Here is a 14,722-nt window from a genome sequence, read left to right as displayed (position 1 = left end):
TATGGCAGATACATGGGAAGCAGCGCACAGCGCTATAAAAACGGGCATTATTGCCTATCCGACCGAGGCGGTATTTGGACTGGGATGCGACCCTCGCAATGAGGTTGCTGTGCAGAGGTTGTTAAGCCTGAAACAGCGACCCGCCGAGAAAGGTCTTATATTAATTGCCGCCGATTACAGTCAGTTACTTCCCTATGTTGAAGACTCCGCTATTGCGCAAGATAAACGTTTCAGCGTTTTGTCACATTGGCCGGGGCCGGTTACATTAATTCTGCCGGTAAGAAAGGGCGTATCCACCTTATTGACGGGCGGCCGCGATACCATAGCTGTGCGCGTGACTGCGCATGAACCTGCCAGAGCGCTGTGCCGCGAACTGGGCCATGCTTTAGTCTCTACCAGCGCTAATTTAACCGGTCAGGAACCTGCCCGGACTGCAGCAGAAGTTCGTCAGCAATTTGGTGACAGCGTCGACTGGATAATGGATGAAAGCACCGGTGGAGCAGCGAACCCTACTCGAATCATAAACCCACTAAATAATCAGGTTCTCAGAGACGATGCATAATGATTACTTGAAGCAGGTAAAAAGCTACCTGATGTCGTTGCAGGATGCTATTTGTCAGCAGTTGGCGCAGGCGGACGGTGAGCAGAGCTTTCAGGAAGATAGCTGGGATCGGCCGGGAGGCGGCGGTGGTCGCTCGAGGATCATAAAAAACGGTGCGGTTTTTGAACAGGGTGGTGTGGGTTTTTCTCATGTGTACGGCGAGAAGATGCCCGCCTCGGCAACGGCACACCGACCAGAGCTGGAAGGCCGCGACTTTAATGCCTGTGGCGTTTCTCTGGTGATGCACCCGGAAAACCCTATGATACCCACGGTGCACATGAATGTGCGTTTTTTCATTGCGCAAAAAGAGGGTGAAGAACCGGTCTGGTGGTTTGGAGGCGGCTTTGATTTAACGCCGTTTTACCCTTTTGACGAAGACATAATCGAATGGCATCAACAGGCGAAAAACGCGCTCGATAGCGTGGATGAGAAGCTTTATCCGGAATACAAAGCCTGGTGCGATGACTACTTTTTCCTTAAGCATCGAGATGAAGCGCGTGGTGTGGGTGGTATATTCTTTGACGACCTTAATGACCGTTCATTTGAAGAGTGCTTTTCGGTTATAAAGGCGGTGGGAGATGCTTTCACCAAAGCTTATCTGCCTATCGTCGAGCGCCGCAAAAACCTAGCTTATACTCAGCAACAAAGAGACTTCCAGCTATATCGCCGCGGGCGTTATGTGGAGTTTAACCTGGTCTGGGATAGGGGAACTTTGTTTGGTCTGCAAACCGGTGGCAGAACCGAATCTATTTTAATGTCGATGCCACCGCTGGCGCGCTGGGAATACGACTGGCAGGCTCAGCCGGGTTCTGCGGAAGAGCAGCTTACCGAGTATTATTTAAAACCCAGAGACTGGCTGTCAGTATGAAATCCGTGACCAGCCTGGGCGTATTCGGGAACCCCATAGCGCATAGCCTGTCTCCGCGTATTCATGCGTTGTTTGCGCAGACTCGGCAGGACTCAATTAACTATCAACGCTATTTATCCACGCCTGCGCATTTTCCCCGCCGGGTTGCTGAATTTTTTCGCCATGGCGGGCAGGGTGCCAATGTTACCTTGCCATTTAAACAACAGGCCGCATCGCTGGTTACTAAATTGTCCGATCGTGCGCGGTTAGCGGGGGCGGTGAACACCTTAATTCCCTACGGCAATGGTCAATTGTTAGGTGATAATACTGACGGAGAAGGTTTGATTATTGACCTTAAAAACAAAGGATTTAAGGTAAGTGAGCGTTCACTTGTTGTTTTTGGTGCCGGAGGTTCAGCACGTGGCATAATACCTCTTCTGCTGGAGCAAAAGCCGCGGTGTCTGTATTTGATTAATCGAACAGCAGAGAAAGCTGAAATGCTTAAGTCTCAGCTAGAGACCTTGGGACTGGTTGCAGCGAACCGAATTCAGGTACGTTCGTCTGCGACTGAAATTGACGAGCCCATAGATCTGCTAATTAATGCAACCAGCAGCAGCTTGAATGGGCAGCGTTTAACGCTCCCCTCGGTGCTATCCGAAAATGCCTCTGGCTATGACTTAATGTATGCAGACCAACCAACGGTATTTATGGATCAACTGACGCAGGCCGGCTGTAAAAATGTCAGCGATGGGTTTGGTATGTTGATTGAGCAGGCCGCATCATCTTACCAACTTTGGATGGAAGGCGAACGTCCCGATACTGCATTTGTTATGGCTGAAATGCGAGCTCCTAGTTGATTGATTGAAAAGGGGTTTTCTTTGCTTTTTATAAGTAAAGAAAAATGAGGAACAAAAGGTTATAAAAAAACTGAATTTGTCAGTAGATCATTGCTGATTTTATGGTAATCTGTCTGACCTGCTTTTGAGGCATTTCCTTCCATTTCAGGACAAGAGCAGAATAGTTTCCACAGTGAAACATAATAATAAAAAGTACTAGGTATTTCGGGAAACCTGCCGTTTTAAATCCCATACTATCAATAACTTAAGTAAATTTTGGACACGGGGAAATTTAAATTTCCGGCTGTGGCATGAGTCGTTGTTAACAGAGTTATTAACAGGTTATGCACACTCTGTTCAGTGGCCTGAATTGCCGTTCTGTGGCATCCTATAGGTAACGCTTAATTTAGGTTCTTAACTATGGCCATATCTGTTCCAGAAAATCCTTTTATCCTTGTCGATGGTTCTTCTTATTTGTTCCGCGCTTTTCATGCGCCGCCGCATTTAACGAACTCTAAAGGTGAACCGACCGGAGCTATTTACGGCGTCGTTAATATGCTTCGAAGCCTGCTAAAGCGCTATAAACCGAGCCATATGGCGGTAGTTTTTGATGCCAAAGGCAAAACTTTTCGTAGCGACATTTACCAGGACTACAAAGCAAACCGTCCGCCTATGCCAGACGATTTGCGAAGTCAGATTAAACCTTTGCATGACATTGTCCGGGCTATGGGTTTACCGCTGCTTTGCATTGACGATGTTGAAGCCGATGATGTGATTGGCACGCTGGCGCGACAGGCTGGCGAGAAAGGTCGCTTTACGCTGATTAGTACCGGCGATAAAGACATGGCTCAGCTGGTCAATGAACATGTCATGCTAATTAACACTATGACCGATACTTTAATGGACCCTGAAGGGGTTGAGAAAAAGTTTGGGGTTAAGCCAAACCAAATTATCGATTATTTAGCGCTTATGGGTGACAGTTCGGACAATATTCCCGGGCTGCCCAAAGTGGGCGAGAAAACAGCACAGGCGCTGCTGCAAAGTATTCCCAGCATTGACGCTATTTACGAAAATGTGGATGCGGTAACTGAGCTCTCTTTCCGTGGCGCGAAGTCTATGCCGGCTAAGCTTAATGAATATAAAGAACAGCTGCTGATGTCGCGCGAGCTGGCAACGATAAAGCTCGATGTGGCAATGGACTTACAACCGGAAGAGTTGAATATACAGACGGCAGACAGTGAAAAACTGCAGGAGCTTTACAGTCGTTGTGAATTCCGCCGGTGGCTTGGTGAGCTGATGGAAACTGGTGCGGCAACGGATCAGGCTTTGGGTGAAACCGATGGTGAAAAGCCGACCAGTGATATAAACAGAGATGCGTACCGTGTATTGATGACTGAAAAAGAGGTCAGCGATTACATAACGCAACTAAAGAAAAGTGATTACTTTGCTTTTGACACCGAGACTACCAGCCTTAATTATATGGAAGCTGAATTGGTCGGTGTGTCATTAGCGATGGCCCCGGGTGAAGCTGTATATATACCTGTCGGGCATGATTATATGGAAGCGCCGGAGCAGGTTGGGCGAGACTGGCTACTGGAGCAGTTAAAGCCTTTGCTTGAAGCTGAAAAGCCGCAAAAAGTCGGGCAAAACCTGAAGTACGACTCGCATATTCTGCGTCGCTATAAAATTCGCCTGGCGGGAATTTTAAATGACACCATGCTTGCCTCCTACGTGTTTAACAGCGTTGGTTCACGGCACGATATGGATACCTTAAGCCTTCATTACCTGAACCATAAAACCATAAGTTTTGAAGACATTGCAGGTAAAGGCGCGAAGCAACTGACGTTTAATCAGATTGCTTTAGAACAGGCCTGGCCCTACGCGGCTGAAGATGCCGACATAACGTACCGACTGCATGATGTGCTCTGGAATAAAGTAAAAGAAACCGGCAGCGAGCTGCAAAGTGTTCTGACCGACATTGAAGTGCCGTTAGTACCAGTCTTGTGCGATATGGAACAATACGGTGTACGCATTGACGCAAACTTGCTTGGCAAACAAAGCCAAGAAATTGCTGAAAAGCTCGATGCTCTGGAGAAAAAAGCTTTTGAAATTGCCGGCGAGGAGTTCAACCTGGGCTCACCGAAACAACTGCAACGCATATTCTTTGAAAAGCTTGAGTTGCCAATTGTGAAGAAAACACCAAAAGGCGCGCCGTCAACGGCTGAGGAAGTTTTGCACGAACTGGCTCATGACTATCCTTTGCCGGATGTGATCCTGCAGCACCGTGGCCTGTCGAAGCTTAAATCAACCTATACCGATAAGTTGCCGAAGATGATTAACCCCGATACGGGACGAGTACACACCTCGTATCAGCAGGCGGTTACCGCAACCGGACGTTTGTCCTCAACAGACCCGAACCTGCAGAATATCCCAATCCGCACCGCCGAAGGGCGCAGAGTGCGTCAGGCTTTTATTCCTGAACAAGGCTACAAGATTGTCGCTATCGACTACAGTCAGATTGAACTGCGTATTATGGCTCACTTGTCGCAAGATGCATCTTTACTTAAAGCTTTTGCTGAAGGACTGGATATTCACCGTGCGACAGCGGCCGAAGTGTTTGGCTGTAAGGCTGATGAAGTCACTAATGACCAGCGCCGCCAGGCAAAAGCGGTGAACTTCGGGCTAATTTACGGTATGTCAGCATTTGGGCTTGCGCGGCAACTGGGTATTGCTCGTCATGAAGCTCAGCACTATATGGACAAGTACTTTGAACGCTTCCCTGGAGTTCTGCGTTACATGGAAGACACTCGCAAACAGGCAAAAGAGCAGGGCTACGTTAAAACCTTGTTTGGACGTCGTTTACCCTTGCCGGATATAAAAGCCAGTAATGGAGCCCGTAGAAAAGGGGCGGAACGTGCTGCTATTAATGCGCCAATGCAGGGCACTGCAGCCGACATCATTAAGAAAGCCATGCTGAAAGTTGCTGACTGGATTGACAGTAATAACTGTCAGGATGATGTGCGAATGCTAATGCAAGTTCACGATGAACTGGTGTTTGAAATAAAAGAGTCAAAATTAACGGATTATATTGAACAATTAACTGAAGTAATGGAAAAGGCTGCAAGCCTTGATGTGCCTTTAATAGCGGAAGCTGGTAAAGGTAATAACTGGGACGAAGCCCATTAATTTTAAGAATTGTCTGAACTTTTTATAAAGGGTCTAGTCACAACAAGTGAGGGCATTAATCCTCCCTCAAAAAATTGTTCTCCCTGGATTACTTTTCGCCCGGCTTTTTAGTCGGGCTTTTTTCTGCCTATTTTTGCGGTATGCCGGCCAGACCGGAGCGGCCTCTGCGGTTAGCGAACCAAACCCCAACTAAAATGGCAAGCATTCCAAACCCTTGCTGCAACCAAAAGTCTTCGCCATCAAGTATCCCCAATATAAGAGCGACAATGGGAATTAGGTAGGTGACCGAACTGGTAAAAACAGTATTGGTGAGCTGCACAACATGGTTAAAAATAACTAAAGCGCCTGCCGTTCCGGCAATACCCAAAGCCAGAACAGAAAACAGCGACAACATTGCGCCTGGCTGCTGAACCTGAGTCATAAACTCCGTTCCTGCAAACAAGTAGATGGTTGCCGGAACGGCAGCCATAAGTAAAGATATGCCGGTAATGGTTAACGGCGATAAGTCGCTGATTTTATGCTTAATGAGGTTCAGGTTGACGCCATAGCAAACGGTTGCGGCCAGGACTAATAAGGCGTACAGATTAAAGTCCCAGCTGCCATTAGCCGAGGCGGTTACCAGAAGCAAAGTACCAAACAAGCCAATGGCTACGCCAATAACCTGCGCTAAGCGCGTTTTCTGATGAAAGAACAGCGCACCAATAACCAGTGTTGCGATAGGGGTTAACGCATTAAGAACTCCGGTAACGCCGCTTGCCAGCTGTGTTTGTGCAATGGCAAACATAAAAGCCGGAATAAGACTGCCAACCAGACCGACACTGGCAAGCTTTAACCAATGTTTGCGGGTAATTTTATTCAGTCGACGGGCAATGAAAGGGGCAAGCACAAGCCCTGCTGAGCTGATGCGTAGTGCGCCAACTTCCATTGGACCAAAAGCCAGTAACCCTTTTTTAATCAACAAAAAAGAGCTACCCCAGATTAAAGCGAGCAGCCCTAATAATAACCAGGCGCTAAGTGGTGGCGTGTTATTCGTCGTCATACTCTTTGCTATACCACTGGTTGAGTTTCTCTTCGACTTGCTCGACACCTATGCGCTTTAAAGAGGAAAAGGCTTCAACCTGGACGTCGCCGTTGAAGGCAATTGCCGCCTGTTTGGCTTTTAAAACGGTTGATTTGCGCGCGCCTTGCTTGAGTTTGTCTGCCTTAGTCAATAAAGCCAGTACCGGCAGGTCACAGTCGACAGCCCAGTATATTAATTCCTGATCGGTTTCGCGGAAAGGGTGGCGGATATCCATTAATACCACGATGCCCTTTAAACTGTCCCGTTGCTGAAGATATTCGCTTAAAGAACGTTGCCACTTTTCTTTGACAGCTAATGGAACCTTCGCGAAGCCGTAGCCGGGTAAATCTATCAGTCGCTGACCTGTGGTAAGTTCAAAAACGTTAATTAACTGAGTTCGTCCAGGCGTTTTACTGGTGCGGGCCAACGCTTTTTGACGAGTCAGAGTGTTTAACGCGCTGGATTTACCCGCGTTAGAACGGCCGGCGAAAGCAACTTCAATGCCCGAGTCCGGCGGCAGCTTACTGATATCTGGTGCACTGGTCACAAATTTTGCCGATGCGTAATCTAATTGCTGATCTGCCACTATTAAGGTCACTTTTATTAAAAAAACGGAACATCTATGCGCATTATGAAGTATCCGGACAGTATCTCCAATGATCATTTAGCAATTGATTCGGTTTTAATCGTTTAATCCACACAAGTTTTGTGTAAAATAGCAACCTGCTTAAGGTGATTTATTGGGGCGCGTGGCGCCATCCAGAACAGAAGAGAAGCAAACATGAAAAAATTCGCAATCTTTTTGGGACTTTTCTTCGGTACCGCCGGTATCGCAGTAGCACAAAGCGGCGACGCTGAAGCCGGAAAAGAGAAATCGCAAGTTTGTGCGGCTTGCCATGGACCCAATGGTGAATCTCCGACCGATATGTATCCGCATTTGGCCGGTCAGCACGAAAAATATTTGTTGAAACAGCTGAAAGATTTCAAACGGGCCTCCGAAACTGGCGGCGAAGAAGGCCGTAATAACCCGATTATGATGGGGCAGGTTGCTTCATTGTCGGAACAAGACATGGCCGATCTTGCTGCGTTTTATGCAGCGAAGGACTCACCGAAAGGCGAAACGCCTAAAGATCTTATTGCCAAAGGTGAAGACTTGTTCCGCCGCGGAAACCCAGAAACCAATATGCCTTCATGTGCGGGTTGCCACGGTCCTCGTGGAAACGGCATGGGGTTAGCTGCTTTTCCTGACATTTCAGGTCAGCATGCTGCATACACCAAGTCTCAGCTAGAAATGTTCCGTAGTGGTGAGCGTGCAAACGACCCGAATGGAATGATGCAGGGCGTTACAGAGAAAATGACAGATGAAGAAATAGAGTTGCTGTCTAAGTTCTTGAGTGGCTTGTATTAAATTCGTATTTGCGAATAGAAAAGCGACTTCGGTCGCTTTTTTTATGGCTATGAAAAATGTTATGAGTAACGTGTTTTTTTGTGCCTTGTTAACAAAAAGTAATAAAAAAGTGGTTTTTTAGATCAATAAAATCATTGAATTAATATTTGGTTCAAGTAGTCTTAACAACGCTCGGGGAGCTTCCAGACAGAAAAAAACAAAAAAAAGATGTTAAAAGCCCTTGAGAAAATAATAAAAAGACTGTAAAAATACAGCTGACTCGACACAAAAAAATAACAAGAGGTCGAGAGGTTATCGAAAAGTCAGATGTTATCTTATTTCTCGATAATCCAGGGAGTAAAGCCAATAGGCTCGCGGTTGCTCCACTTAATAATAACAATAATAAAAAGCAGACAGGTTACGGAAAACCGCAATAAAAACTCGGAAACAGTGACAACCATTCTCATAGTTGCAGTGCGCTGCCAATTTTATGAGAGAATCAGGCGATGTGAAAGCATCGCCTTTTTTCTTGCCTAAAATTCATCTCAGACTTGTAATTCGTTGCTCCCCACTGACGTAATCCATGTTATTGCGTTACAATAGACCACATTAGTTGTTATTCAGGAGCGACCATGACTCGCCGCAAAAAGACACGCAAGGCCGGACCACTGGCACAGCCTAAAACTCCGAGAGACGCACGCACAACAGATGCGGCATCCAAGGGCAAGAAAAAAGGAAAAGGACAAGCACCGGGTCAGCGACATTCATCAGCTAAAGTTCTGCAACAAAGCAAAACAAAAGGGGATGAGAAAGATCCCCGGCACGGAAGTCGCCGTAAAATAGCTTTGGTGATGACACCTGAACAGGAGCTGAAGCAGTTGCAGGAAGATACCAAACTGCAGCTACTGGCTGAACGTTTTGAAAACGATGAGTCTCTGACAGCAGAAGAGCAAAGCTACCTTGACGAAAAATCTGAGCGTTACGAGCAGCTGATTGCCAAACTGGGTTATGAACTCGATGAAGAATGGGACGACGAGGAGAGCTAATGTCCAGCGAACTCTATTGGATTATCGCCATTGTAGGCATAGTGATTATTGTCGCTCTGGGTTGGTACGCTGCAACTTTGCTGCTGCGCCTGCGCACTCAGACTCAAGTTCGCGAAGCTGCGGTGCAAAAACGCGTTGACCGTATTGATGAAAGCATTATTACCATAGCCAAAGCAATGCAGCAGGAGCAATGCCCGCTGTCTGAAGGATGTCTGAGAATTGTGGTGTTGCTTGACCATCGGCCTGAAGCGGTTGATTACGATTACTCTATTGATTACCCGGCAATGCATGATATGTATGAGAAAATTAAGCATATGCCGACGCATGAGTCGCGTAAGAAGTTTCCTAAGAAAAAAGTGAAGGAAATGGACGACGAACGAGAAGGCTATGAGAAGTCTATGCGCGATATTATTCTTGCTGACGTTGATAAGCTATTAAAGCAATTTCCGGCGGCCTGAGGAGGCGGCATGGCGTTTTTTAAAGGTGTAAAAGAAGATATAGCCAGCGTTTTTGCAAGAGACCCGGCCGCGCGCAACACCATGGAAGTGTTATTTCACTATCCGGGGCTTCATGCCACCTGGTTTCATCGCATAAGCCATAAACTTTGGGGCTGGAAACTGTACTGGCTTGCTCGCTTTGTCTCTAATATTTCACGCTGGCTTACCGGTATTGAGATCCATCCCGGAGCTAAAATTGGTCGTCGCTTCTTTATCGATCACGGTATGGGAGTGGTTATTGGTGAAACTGCGGAAATTGGTGACGATGTTACTCTTTACCATGGTGTCACTCTTGGTGGCACAAGCTGGAATAAAGGTAAGCGACACCCGACATTAAAAGACGGTGTGGTCATTGGTGCCGGCGCTAAAGTACTGGGTCCGATTACGGTTGGAAAGTCGGCCCGTATTGGTTCTAACGCTGTTGTTGTTCGCGACGTACCAGAGTTAACAACGGTCGTAGGCATTCCGGCTCGTGTGGCTCAGTCTGGTGTTGATAAAGAAACGACTGAACGACGCAAGAAAATGGCTCAGGAGTACGGTTTTGATGCTTATGCTATCTCGGCAGATAATCCTGACCCGGTGGCAACAGCAATAGGCCGGATGCTGGATCATGTGCAGATGCTGGATAACAAGGTGTCTGACCTATGTCAGGCGGTTAATAAACTAGGTGGCGATGTCTGCAGTGAGATCCCTGAAGTTGATATGGATGACGTCGAGTTTTTAGAAGAAAGCGAACGCGCCGCTAAACGACGCGCTTACAAAGATGATGCTTCTGCATCCGATGAGCAGAACCATTAACTTTTTAAGTTAAAGCGCTCAATCAATGAATACAGCTCTTTGCTGGTATTTTGCAGTTCATTGCTTGAGTGCTGAGTTTGCTCTGCCGTCTTCTGGGTATCGCGAGCGGTATCAGCAATCTGAGTAATCTGTTCACTGATATGGTCTGCAACCCCGCTTTGCTCTTCGACAGCAGACGCCATTTGCGCTGACATGTCAGAAATCTCCTGAATTGCCACTGATATTTCACCCAGAGCGCTGTCCGCAAGACGAACTTTTTCCACCCCTTCAGATGCTGCCTGTTCGCCTTGTTTCGATACTTCTACAGCATTACGGGCGCGATCGCGCAGTTGCTGAATAACTTTGTGAATACCCTCGGTGGACTGAGTGGTTCTTGAGGCCAGCGAGCGAACCTCGTCAGCGACCACGGAAAAGCCACGGCCATGTTCACCGGCACGAGCGGCTTCAATGGCGGCGTTCAATGCCAATAAGTTGGTCTGGTCAGCAATAGATGAGATTAAATCAGCTGCTTCGCCGATAGCTCCGGTAGATTGATCAAGCTCCTCAACCGTTTTGGCTATTTCTTTTACCGCGTCATGCAGCCTGATAATAACTTCACTGGCTTCTCTCGCCAGCCCGACACTTTCGTCAATGTTGGTTTTGGCTGATTCGGCCTGCTCCGCATTACGCTCTATTGTGTCGGCAACCTCCTGAATGGCGGTCGCCATCTGGTTCATTGCGGTTGCAGTTTGCTGAGTAGAGGCGGTCTGTTTATCGACATACTGACTGCTCAGCTGCGCCTGATTGTATGTATCTTCGGTGACTTTCAGAAGACCACCGACCGCGTCTTTCATTCGACTTAATGCTGTGCGATTACGAGCTCCCTCACTTACTAACTGCATAGCGAGTTGAGCTTCACGACCTTTTTTGTCGAAATAGGTCATGCCAACTAACTCGGAATCAAAAGCGTCTGGTCGCAAAGCTAATAATCCCTGCAGCATTCGACCAACATAGGCACCATAAGCTAAAGTTGTTACCGCGGTACTTGCTAAGGCGATAAGTGCTGCCAGTGGTTCGCCCAATAAAGCGATAACACCACTGGCAATTAGACCCGGAACAATCACGGGAATTAAGTCTTTACAGCTTAGCCATAACCGTTTGCCGAATGAGATTGCTTGCTTACCGGCGTTAATTCTGTTGTAGACGTCCTGTGCGCGTCTTTTTAGTTCATCTGAGGTGGCAACCCGCACCGATTCGAAACCCACCGGCTTATCGTTCTCCATTATTGGCGTGACATAAGCACTGACCCAATAATGGTCGCCATTTTTACAGCGGTTTTTAACTAAGCCCATCCAGGGTTTGCCGCGTTTAATGGTTTTCCACATATGTTCGAAAACGCTGGCGGGCATATCGGGGTGGCGCAGAAGGTTATGCGGGGAACCGATTAACTCTTCTCTTGTGTAACCACTGATACTCACAAAGTCTTCGTTGCAATGCCTGATGACTCCTTTGAGGTCGGTTGACGATATCAGCCGATAGTGGTCTGGGAAGCGACTTTCATTCCCCGTAACCGGACCATTATTTTTCATAAGCGCCTTTGTTCTGTTTGATTAATATCAATATATTATTTACATATCGTCATTTTCTAAAAAAAGTTTACTTTTGTAGGCATTTAGGCATAAAAAAACGCCGCTAAAAGCGACGTTTTTGAAATTCTTTGTGTAAACGTTCGGTACCCTAAAGGGCAACGAAGGTTCCTTACATAGGAACTACGTTTTCAGCTTGTGGGCCTTTAGGACCTTGAGCTACGGTGAAAGAAACTTGCTGGCCTTCTGCCAGAGTTTTGAAACCGTCAGACTGAATAGCGCTGAAATGTACGAAAACGTCTGCGCCGTTTTCTTGTTCGATGAAACCGAAGCCTTTAGCTTCGTTAAAGAATTTTACTTTACCAGTAGTAGTAGACATGCTGATATTCCTCGTAGTGCATGTTGAAATCAATGTATTGCTCAAAAAACTTAGGTATTACTTGGACTTACAAAACGAGGTACAGCAAAAAGGACTTCGTAAAAAATCTCAAATCAATAGCCGAAATTTTCTCAGCGGTTTCGAGTATACGCTTAATATGGGCCGAGTCAACAATACCTTGTTTTATTTTAACCAGTTACGGCTGATATGCCGAAATGTGTCGGTTCCGGACTTTTCTAACCATTCAAATGCCGCCATTTCAGACGTAATAATTTCAACGCCGGCGTTTCGCATTCGTTCAATGGCACTGTCCTTATCTGTGGGGCGGCGCGAGCCGACGGTGTCAGCTGGTAAGAAGACCTGATAACCCGAAGCCTGAAGCTCTATTGCGGTTTGTAAGACACAGACGTGGGTTTCCATGCCCATAATAACCACATGCTTTTTATTGTACTCGGAGAGCACATCGCGGAACGTGTCGTCGCGTAGCGCGCTAAAGTGTGTTTTTTCAACCACTCGCGCCGCTTCAATAATATCTTGCAGACTATCGACGGTGTAGCCTAAACCTTTCGGATACTGTTCGGTAATAAGAATAGGCAAATCCAGCTGCATGGCAATTTCACCTAGCCAGCGCATACGAGAAGTAACCACATCGCGTTGGTGGATGGCAGGCAGTAACTTTTCCTGAGCATCAACAATCAGTAGTAAAGAGTCTTTCGCAGAAAGTAGCATTATGTATTCCTGTTGGTACTAAGTGATAACAGATACTAACTCTAGCCGATTAACACTACCATCAGCAAAAAGTCTAAACTGAGTTAATAAATTTGGTTAATAATTATGCGTGAAATTTGCAGTTAGGGCGGTCAATGGCTACAATCCCCGCCTTTCCAAATGCAGATGCACATCCAAACAGTAAATAAAAGGTGACACCATGGCTCCGGTATTGATTCTAATGGGTTCCCAGTCCGATTGGCCGGTAATGCAAAAAGCGGCAGAAATGCTCGAGTCTCTGGGCATTAAATGGCAGGCGAAAGTGGTCTCTGCACACCGCACGCCGGACTTACTTAAATCTACCATGGAACAAGCGGAACAAGATGGTGTGCCTGTGGTTATCGCCGGTGCCGGGGGTGCTGCTCATTTACCGGGTATGCTGGCGGCTTATACGGCCATTCCGGTGTTTGGTGTGCCGGTTCCGAGCAAGCAGTTAAAAGGTTTAGACAGCTTATTGTCTATTGTGCAAATGCCTAAAGGTGTCGCTGTAGGTACTCTGGCTATTGGCGATGCTGGAGCTGCAAACGCAGGTTTACTGGCGGCACAGGTTATTGGCAGCTTTGACAGCGACGTGCGCAAACGGGTACACGAATTCCGCAGCGCGCAAAAAGAAAAAGTGATGGCTAATTCAGATTTGGAACTACCAAAATGAAAATTCTGATCCTTGGTAACGGACAGTTAGGACAAATGCTGGGTAAAGCGGTTATTCAGCAGGGTCATGAATGCGTTTTATACAGCGACAGACTAGATCTGGTCATGGCATTGGGTAGCCAACAGCCATTATCAATGAATTTAGCGGAAGCAAATGAATGGGCTGATGTAACGACTTGGGAGCATGAGCACTTAGGTGAAGAGCTAGTCGCTAAAACCGCCGACAAGTTTCTGGTTCAACCCGAGCGTTTTAACCGTCTGGTTGATCGCCGTACCCAAAAAGCTTTGTGCGATGAGCTGGAAATACCCACTTCTGCCTGGAAAGCTTACGAAAATGTTGCCGAGTTAAGCGCCATTTTAAACGCCTGCGACCACGCGGTTGTCATAAAATCAGCAAAAGGCGGCTATGACGGTAAAGGTCAGTGGCGCTGGCGTCCGGGTGACGACATTGCTGCCGTTGCAGAAGATGCCGGACAACGCCCAGGTATTGTCGAAGATATGATCGACTTTACCGATGAAGTGTCGGTTGTTGGCGCGCGTTCGCATAAAGGCGAGCAGCGTTGCTTCCCGCTGACGTTGAATGTGCATACCCAGGGTATTTTGTCTTACAGCCTGGCGGGCGCTGAGCACTTTTCGAAAGAACTGGAAGCGCTAGCAAAAGAGCATCATAAAAAACTGACCAATGCACTGGATTATGTGGGTGTACTGGCCATTGAATTCTTCGTTGTCGGTGAAGGTGACAACCAACACTTGCTGGTGAACGAAGTGGCCCCGCGAGTTCATAATTCCGGTCACTGGACCATGAGTGGCGCTAATTGTGATCAGTTTAACCTGCACATTCGCGCTATTACCGGTTTACCCTTGCCTGACTTACTGATAGCCCCAACGCTAATGGTTAATGTCATTGGTGTTGCCGGTATTCCTGAAGCCTTGTGGGAAGCTGCCGCCGCGGACTGTCACTGGTACGGTAAAGAGGCACGCCCCGGACGTAAAGTGGGTCACGTTAATATCATGATTGACTCGTTTGAACGCGGCGAGAACCTGGCCAGCAGCTGGGCTGAAAAGCTGCAACTACTGGTTGGCTAAACTTTTTAGAGCTGT

16 protein-coding genes are annotated in these 14,722 nt (G+C 47.2%); 10 read left to right on the top strand and 6 right to left on the bottom strand.

All coding sequences use genetic code 11. From position 1 onward, the window contains the following. Nucleotide 1: 1 nt before the first annotated feature. The 4 genes from tsaC (at nucleotide 2) to polA (ending at nucleotide 5,470) form a co-directional block, all read left to right on the top strand. A complete protein-coding gene (gene tsaC, locus NJR55_RS01980) occupies nucleotides 2-562 on the top strand; it encodes an L-threonylcarbamoyladenylate synthase type 1 TsaC (protein WP_110012860.1) in 561 nt (186 codons plus the stop codon). Next, a complete protein-coding gene (hemF, locus tag NJR55_RS01975) occupies nucleotides 555-1,469 on the top strand; it encodes an oxygen-dependent coproporphyrinogen oxidase (protein WP_253617377.1) in 915 nt (304 codons plus the stop codon). The genes tsaC and hemF overlap by 8 nt, the downstream gene beginning before the upstream one ends. Then, complete coding sequence (gene aroE / locus NJR55_RS01970) at nucleotides 1,466-2,305, top strand: shikimate dehydrogenase (RefSeq protein ID WP_253617376.1); 840 nt, start codon at nucleotides 1,466-1,468, stop codon at nucleotides 2,303-2,305. Before hemF ends, aroE begins: the two co-directional genes overlap by 4 nt. Nucleotides 2,306-2,704: 399 nt before the next feature. Continuing rightward, nucleotides 2,705-5,470, top strand: a complete 2,766-nt coding sequence (gene polA / locus NJR55_RS01965) for a DNA polymerase I (protein WP_253617374.1) — start codon at nucleotides 2,705-2,707, stop codon at nucleotides 5,468-5,470. 127 nt (nucleotides 5,471-5,597) lie between these two features. Here polA and NJR55_RS01960 read toward each other — a convergent pair whose 3' ends face one another. Further along, the gene (locus NJR55_RS01960; RefSeq protein WP_253617373.1) at nucleotides 5,598-6,509 is read right to left on the bottom strand and encodes a DMT family transporter; all 912 of its coding nucleotides are present in this window, start codon (nucleotides 6,507-6,509) and stop codon (nucleotides 5,598-5,600) included. Next, the gene (gene yihA, locus NJR55_RS01955; RefSeq protein WP_011233291.1) at nucleotides 6,496-7,116 is read right to left on the bottom strand and encodes a ribosome biogenesis GTP-binding protein YihA/YsxC; all 621 of its coding nucleotides are present in this window, start codon (nucleotides 7,114-7,116) and stop codon (nucleotides 6,496-6,498) included. Before yihA ends, NJR55_RS01960 begins: the two co-directional genes overlap by 14 nt. A 195-nt stretch (nucleotides 7,117-7,311) precedes the next feature. On the opposite strand from yihA, the gene NJR55_RS01950 reads away from it, so the two are divergent. Continuing rightward, entirely contained in the window at nucleotides 7,312-7,938 is a 627-nt protein-coding gene (locus NJR55_RS01950) for a c-type cytochrome (RefSeq protein ID WP_253617372.1), read from the top strand. A 314-nt stretch (nucleotides 7,939-8,252) separates the two neighbouring features. Here the strand turns inward: NJR55_RS01950 and NJR55_RS13695 are convergent, their stop codons facing one another. Continuing rightward, a complete protein-coding gene (locus NJR55_RS13695) occupies nucleotides 8,253-8,378 on the bottom strand; it encodes a hypothetical protein (protein ID WP_275978005.1) in 126 nt (41 codons plus the stop codon). 171 nt (nucleotides 8,379-8,549) lie between these two features. Between NJR55_RS13695 and NJR55_RS01945 the strand changes: the two genes are divergently transcribed. From NJR55_RS01945 to cysE, 3 genes are read left to right on the top strand one after another with little or no spacing between them, the layout of a single operon-like run. After that, nucleotides 8,550-8,963: a GTPase-activating protein gene (locus NJR55_RS01945; protein ID WP_253617371.1), complete on the top strand. Its 414-nt coding sequence runs from the start codon at nucleotides 8,550-8,552 to the stop codon at nucleotides 8,961-8,963. After that, nucleotides 8,963-9,421 (top strand): DUF2489 domain-containing protein, encoded by a 459-nt coding sequence (locus NJR55_RS01940; RefSeq protein ID WP_253617370.1) that lies wholly within the window; start codon nucleotides 8,963-8,965, stop codon nucleotides 9,419-9,421. The genes NJR55_RS01945 and NJR55_RS01940 overlap by 1 nt, the downstream gene beginning before the upstream one ends. A 9-nt stretch (nucleotides 9,422-9,430) precedes the next feature. Continuing rightward, nucleotides 9,431-10,258 (top strand): serine O-acetyltransferase, encoded by an 828-nt coding sequence (gene cysE / locus NJR55_RS01935; RefSeq protein WP_253617369.1) that lies wholly within the window; start codon nucleotides 9,431-9,433, stop codon nucleotides 10,256-10,258. Here cysE and NJR55_RS01930 read toward each other — a convergent pair. The 3 genes from NJR55_RS01930 to NJR55_RS01920 all read right to left on the bottom strand — a co-directional run bounded on the left by NJR55_RS01930 (nucleotide 10,255) and on the right by NJR55_RS01920 (nucleotide 12,931). Further along, nucleotides 10,255-11,826 carry a methyl-accepting chemotaxis protein gene (locus tag NJR55_RS01930; protein WP_253617368.1) on the bottom strand — a complete coding sequence of 524 codons (1,572 nt, stop codon included), beginning with the start codon at nucleotides 11,824-11,826 and terminating at the stop codon, nucleotides 10,255-10,257. The two genes, cysE and NJR55_RS01930, sit on opposite strands and share 4 nt — an antisense overlap. Nucleotides 11,827-11,995: 169 nt before the next feature. Continuing rightward, on the bottom strand, nucleotides 11,996-12,202 hold the full coding sequence (locus tag NJR55_RS01925) for a cold-shock protein (protein WP_011233297.1): 207 nt from the start codon (nucleotides 12,200-12,202) through the stop codon (nucleotides 11,996-11,998). A gap of 183 nt (nucleotides 12,203-12,385) precedes the next feature. After that, complete coding sequence (locus NJR55_RS01920; protein ID WP_034819335.1) at nucleotides 12,386-12,931, bottom strand: hydrolase; 546 nt, start codon at nucleotides 12,929-12,931, stop codon at nucleotides 12,386-12,388. A 199-nt stretch (nucleotides 12,932-13,130) separates the two neighbouring features. Here NJR55_RS01920 and purE point away from each other — a divergent pair, with 199 nt between their 5' ends. After that, the gene (gene purE / locus NJR55_RS01915) at nucleotides 13,131-13,622 is read left to right on the top strand and encodes a 5-(carboxyamino)imidazole ribonucleotide mutase (protein ID WP_253617366.1); all 492 of its coding nucleotides are present in this window, start codon (nucleotides 13,131-13,133) and stop codon (nucleotides 13,620-13,622) included. Beyond that, nucleotides 13,619-14,707: an ATP-grasp domain-containing protein gene (locus tag NJR55_RS01910; protein ID WP_253617364.1), complete on the top strand. Its 1,089-nt coding sequence runs from the start codon at nucleotides 13,619-13,621 to the stop codon at nucleotides 14,705-14,707. The genes purE and NJR55_RS01910 overlap by 4 nt, the downstream gene beginning before the upstream one ends. The last annotated feature ends 15 nt before the right edge of the window (nucleotides 14,708-14,722 follow it).

It is taken from the genome of Idiomarina rhizosphaerae (genome assembly GCF_024159085.1).
GTDB lineage: Bacteria > Pseudomonadota > Gammaproteobacteria > Enterobacterales > Alteromonadaceae > Idiomarina > Idiomarina rhizosphaerae.
This window is presented reverse-complemented; position numbering and strand designations above follow the sequence as displayed.

Bases quoted from the DNA above. Each gene is read 5' to 3' on its own strand.
- NJR55_RS01920 (WP_034819335.1), bottom strand. From the start codon at position 12,931: ATGCTACTTTCTGCGAAAGACTCTTTACTACTGATTGTTGATGCTCAG.
- aroE (WP_253617376.1), top strand. From the start codon at position 1,466: ATGAAATCCGTGACCAGCCTGGGCGTATTCGGGAACCCCATAGCGCAT.
- NJR55_RS01925 (WP_011233297.1), bottom strand. From the start codon at position 12,202: ATGTCTACTACTACTGGTAAAGTAAAATTCTTTAACGAAGCTAAAGGC.
- tsaC (WP_110012860.1), top strand. From the start codon at position 2: ATGGCAGATACATGGGAAGCAGCGCACAGCGCTATAAAAACGGGCATT.
- NJR55_RS01940 (WP_253617370.1), top strand. From the start codon at position 8,963: ATGTCCAGCGAACTCTATTGGATTATCGCCATTGTAGGCATAGTGATT.
- NJR55_RS01910 (WP_253617364.1), top strand. From the start codon at position 13,619: ATGAAAATTCTGATCCTTGGTAACGGACAGTTAGGACAAATGCTGGGT.
- NJR55_RS01930 (WP_253617368.1), bottom strand. From the start codon at position 11,826: ATGAAAAATAATGGTCCGGTTACGGGGAATGAAAGTCGCTTCCCAGAC.
- cysE (WP_253617369.1), top strand. From the start codon at position 9,431: ATGGCGTTTTTTAAAGGTGTAAAAGAAGATATAGCCAGCGTTTTTGCA.
- NJR55_RS13695 (WP_275978005.1), bottom strand. From the start codon at position 8,378: ATGGTTGTCACTGTTTCCGAGTTTTTATTGCGGTTTTCCGTAACCTGT.
- NJR55_RS01950 (WP_253617372.1), top strand. From the start codon at position 7,312: ATGAAAAAATTCGCAATCTTTTTGGGACTTTTCTTCGGTACCGCCGGT.
- NJR55_RS01960 (WP_253617373.1), bottom strand. From the start codon at position 6,509: ATGACGACGAATAACACGCCACCACTTAGCGCCTGGTTATTATTAGGG.
- hemF (WP_253617377.1), top strand. From the start codon at position 555: ATGCATAATGATTACTTGAAGCAGGTAAAAAGCTACCTGATGTCGTTG.
- polA (WP_253617374.1), top strand. From the start codon at position 2,705: ATGGCCATATCTGTTCCAGAAAATCCTTTTATCCTTGTCGATGGTTCT.
- NJR55_RS01945 (WP_253617371.1), top strand. From the start codon at position 8,550: ATGACTCGCCGCAAAAAGACACGCAAGGCCGGACCACTGGCACAGCCT.
- purE (WP_253617366.1), top strand. From the start codon at position 13,131: ATGGCTCCGGTATTGATTCTAATGGGTTCCCAGTCCGATTGGCCGGTA.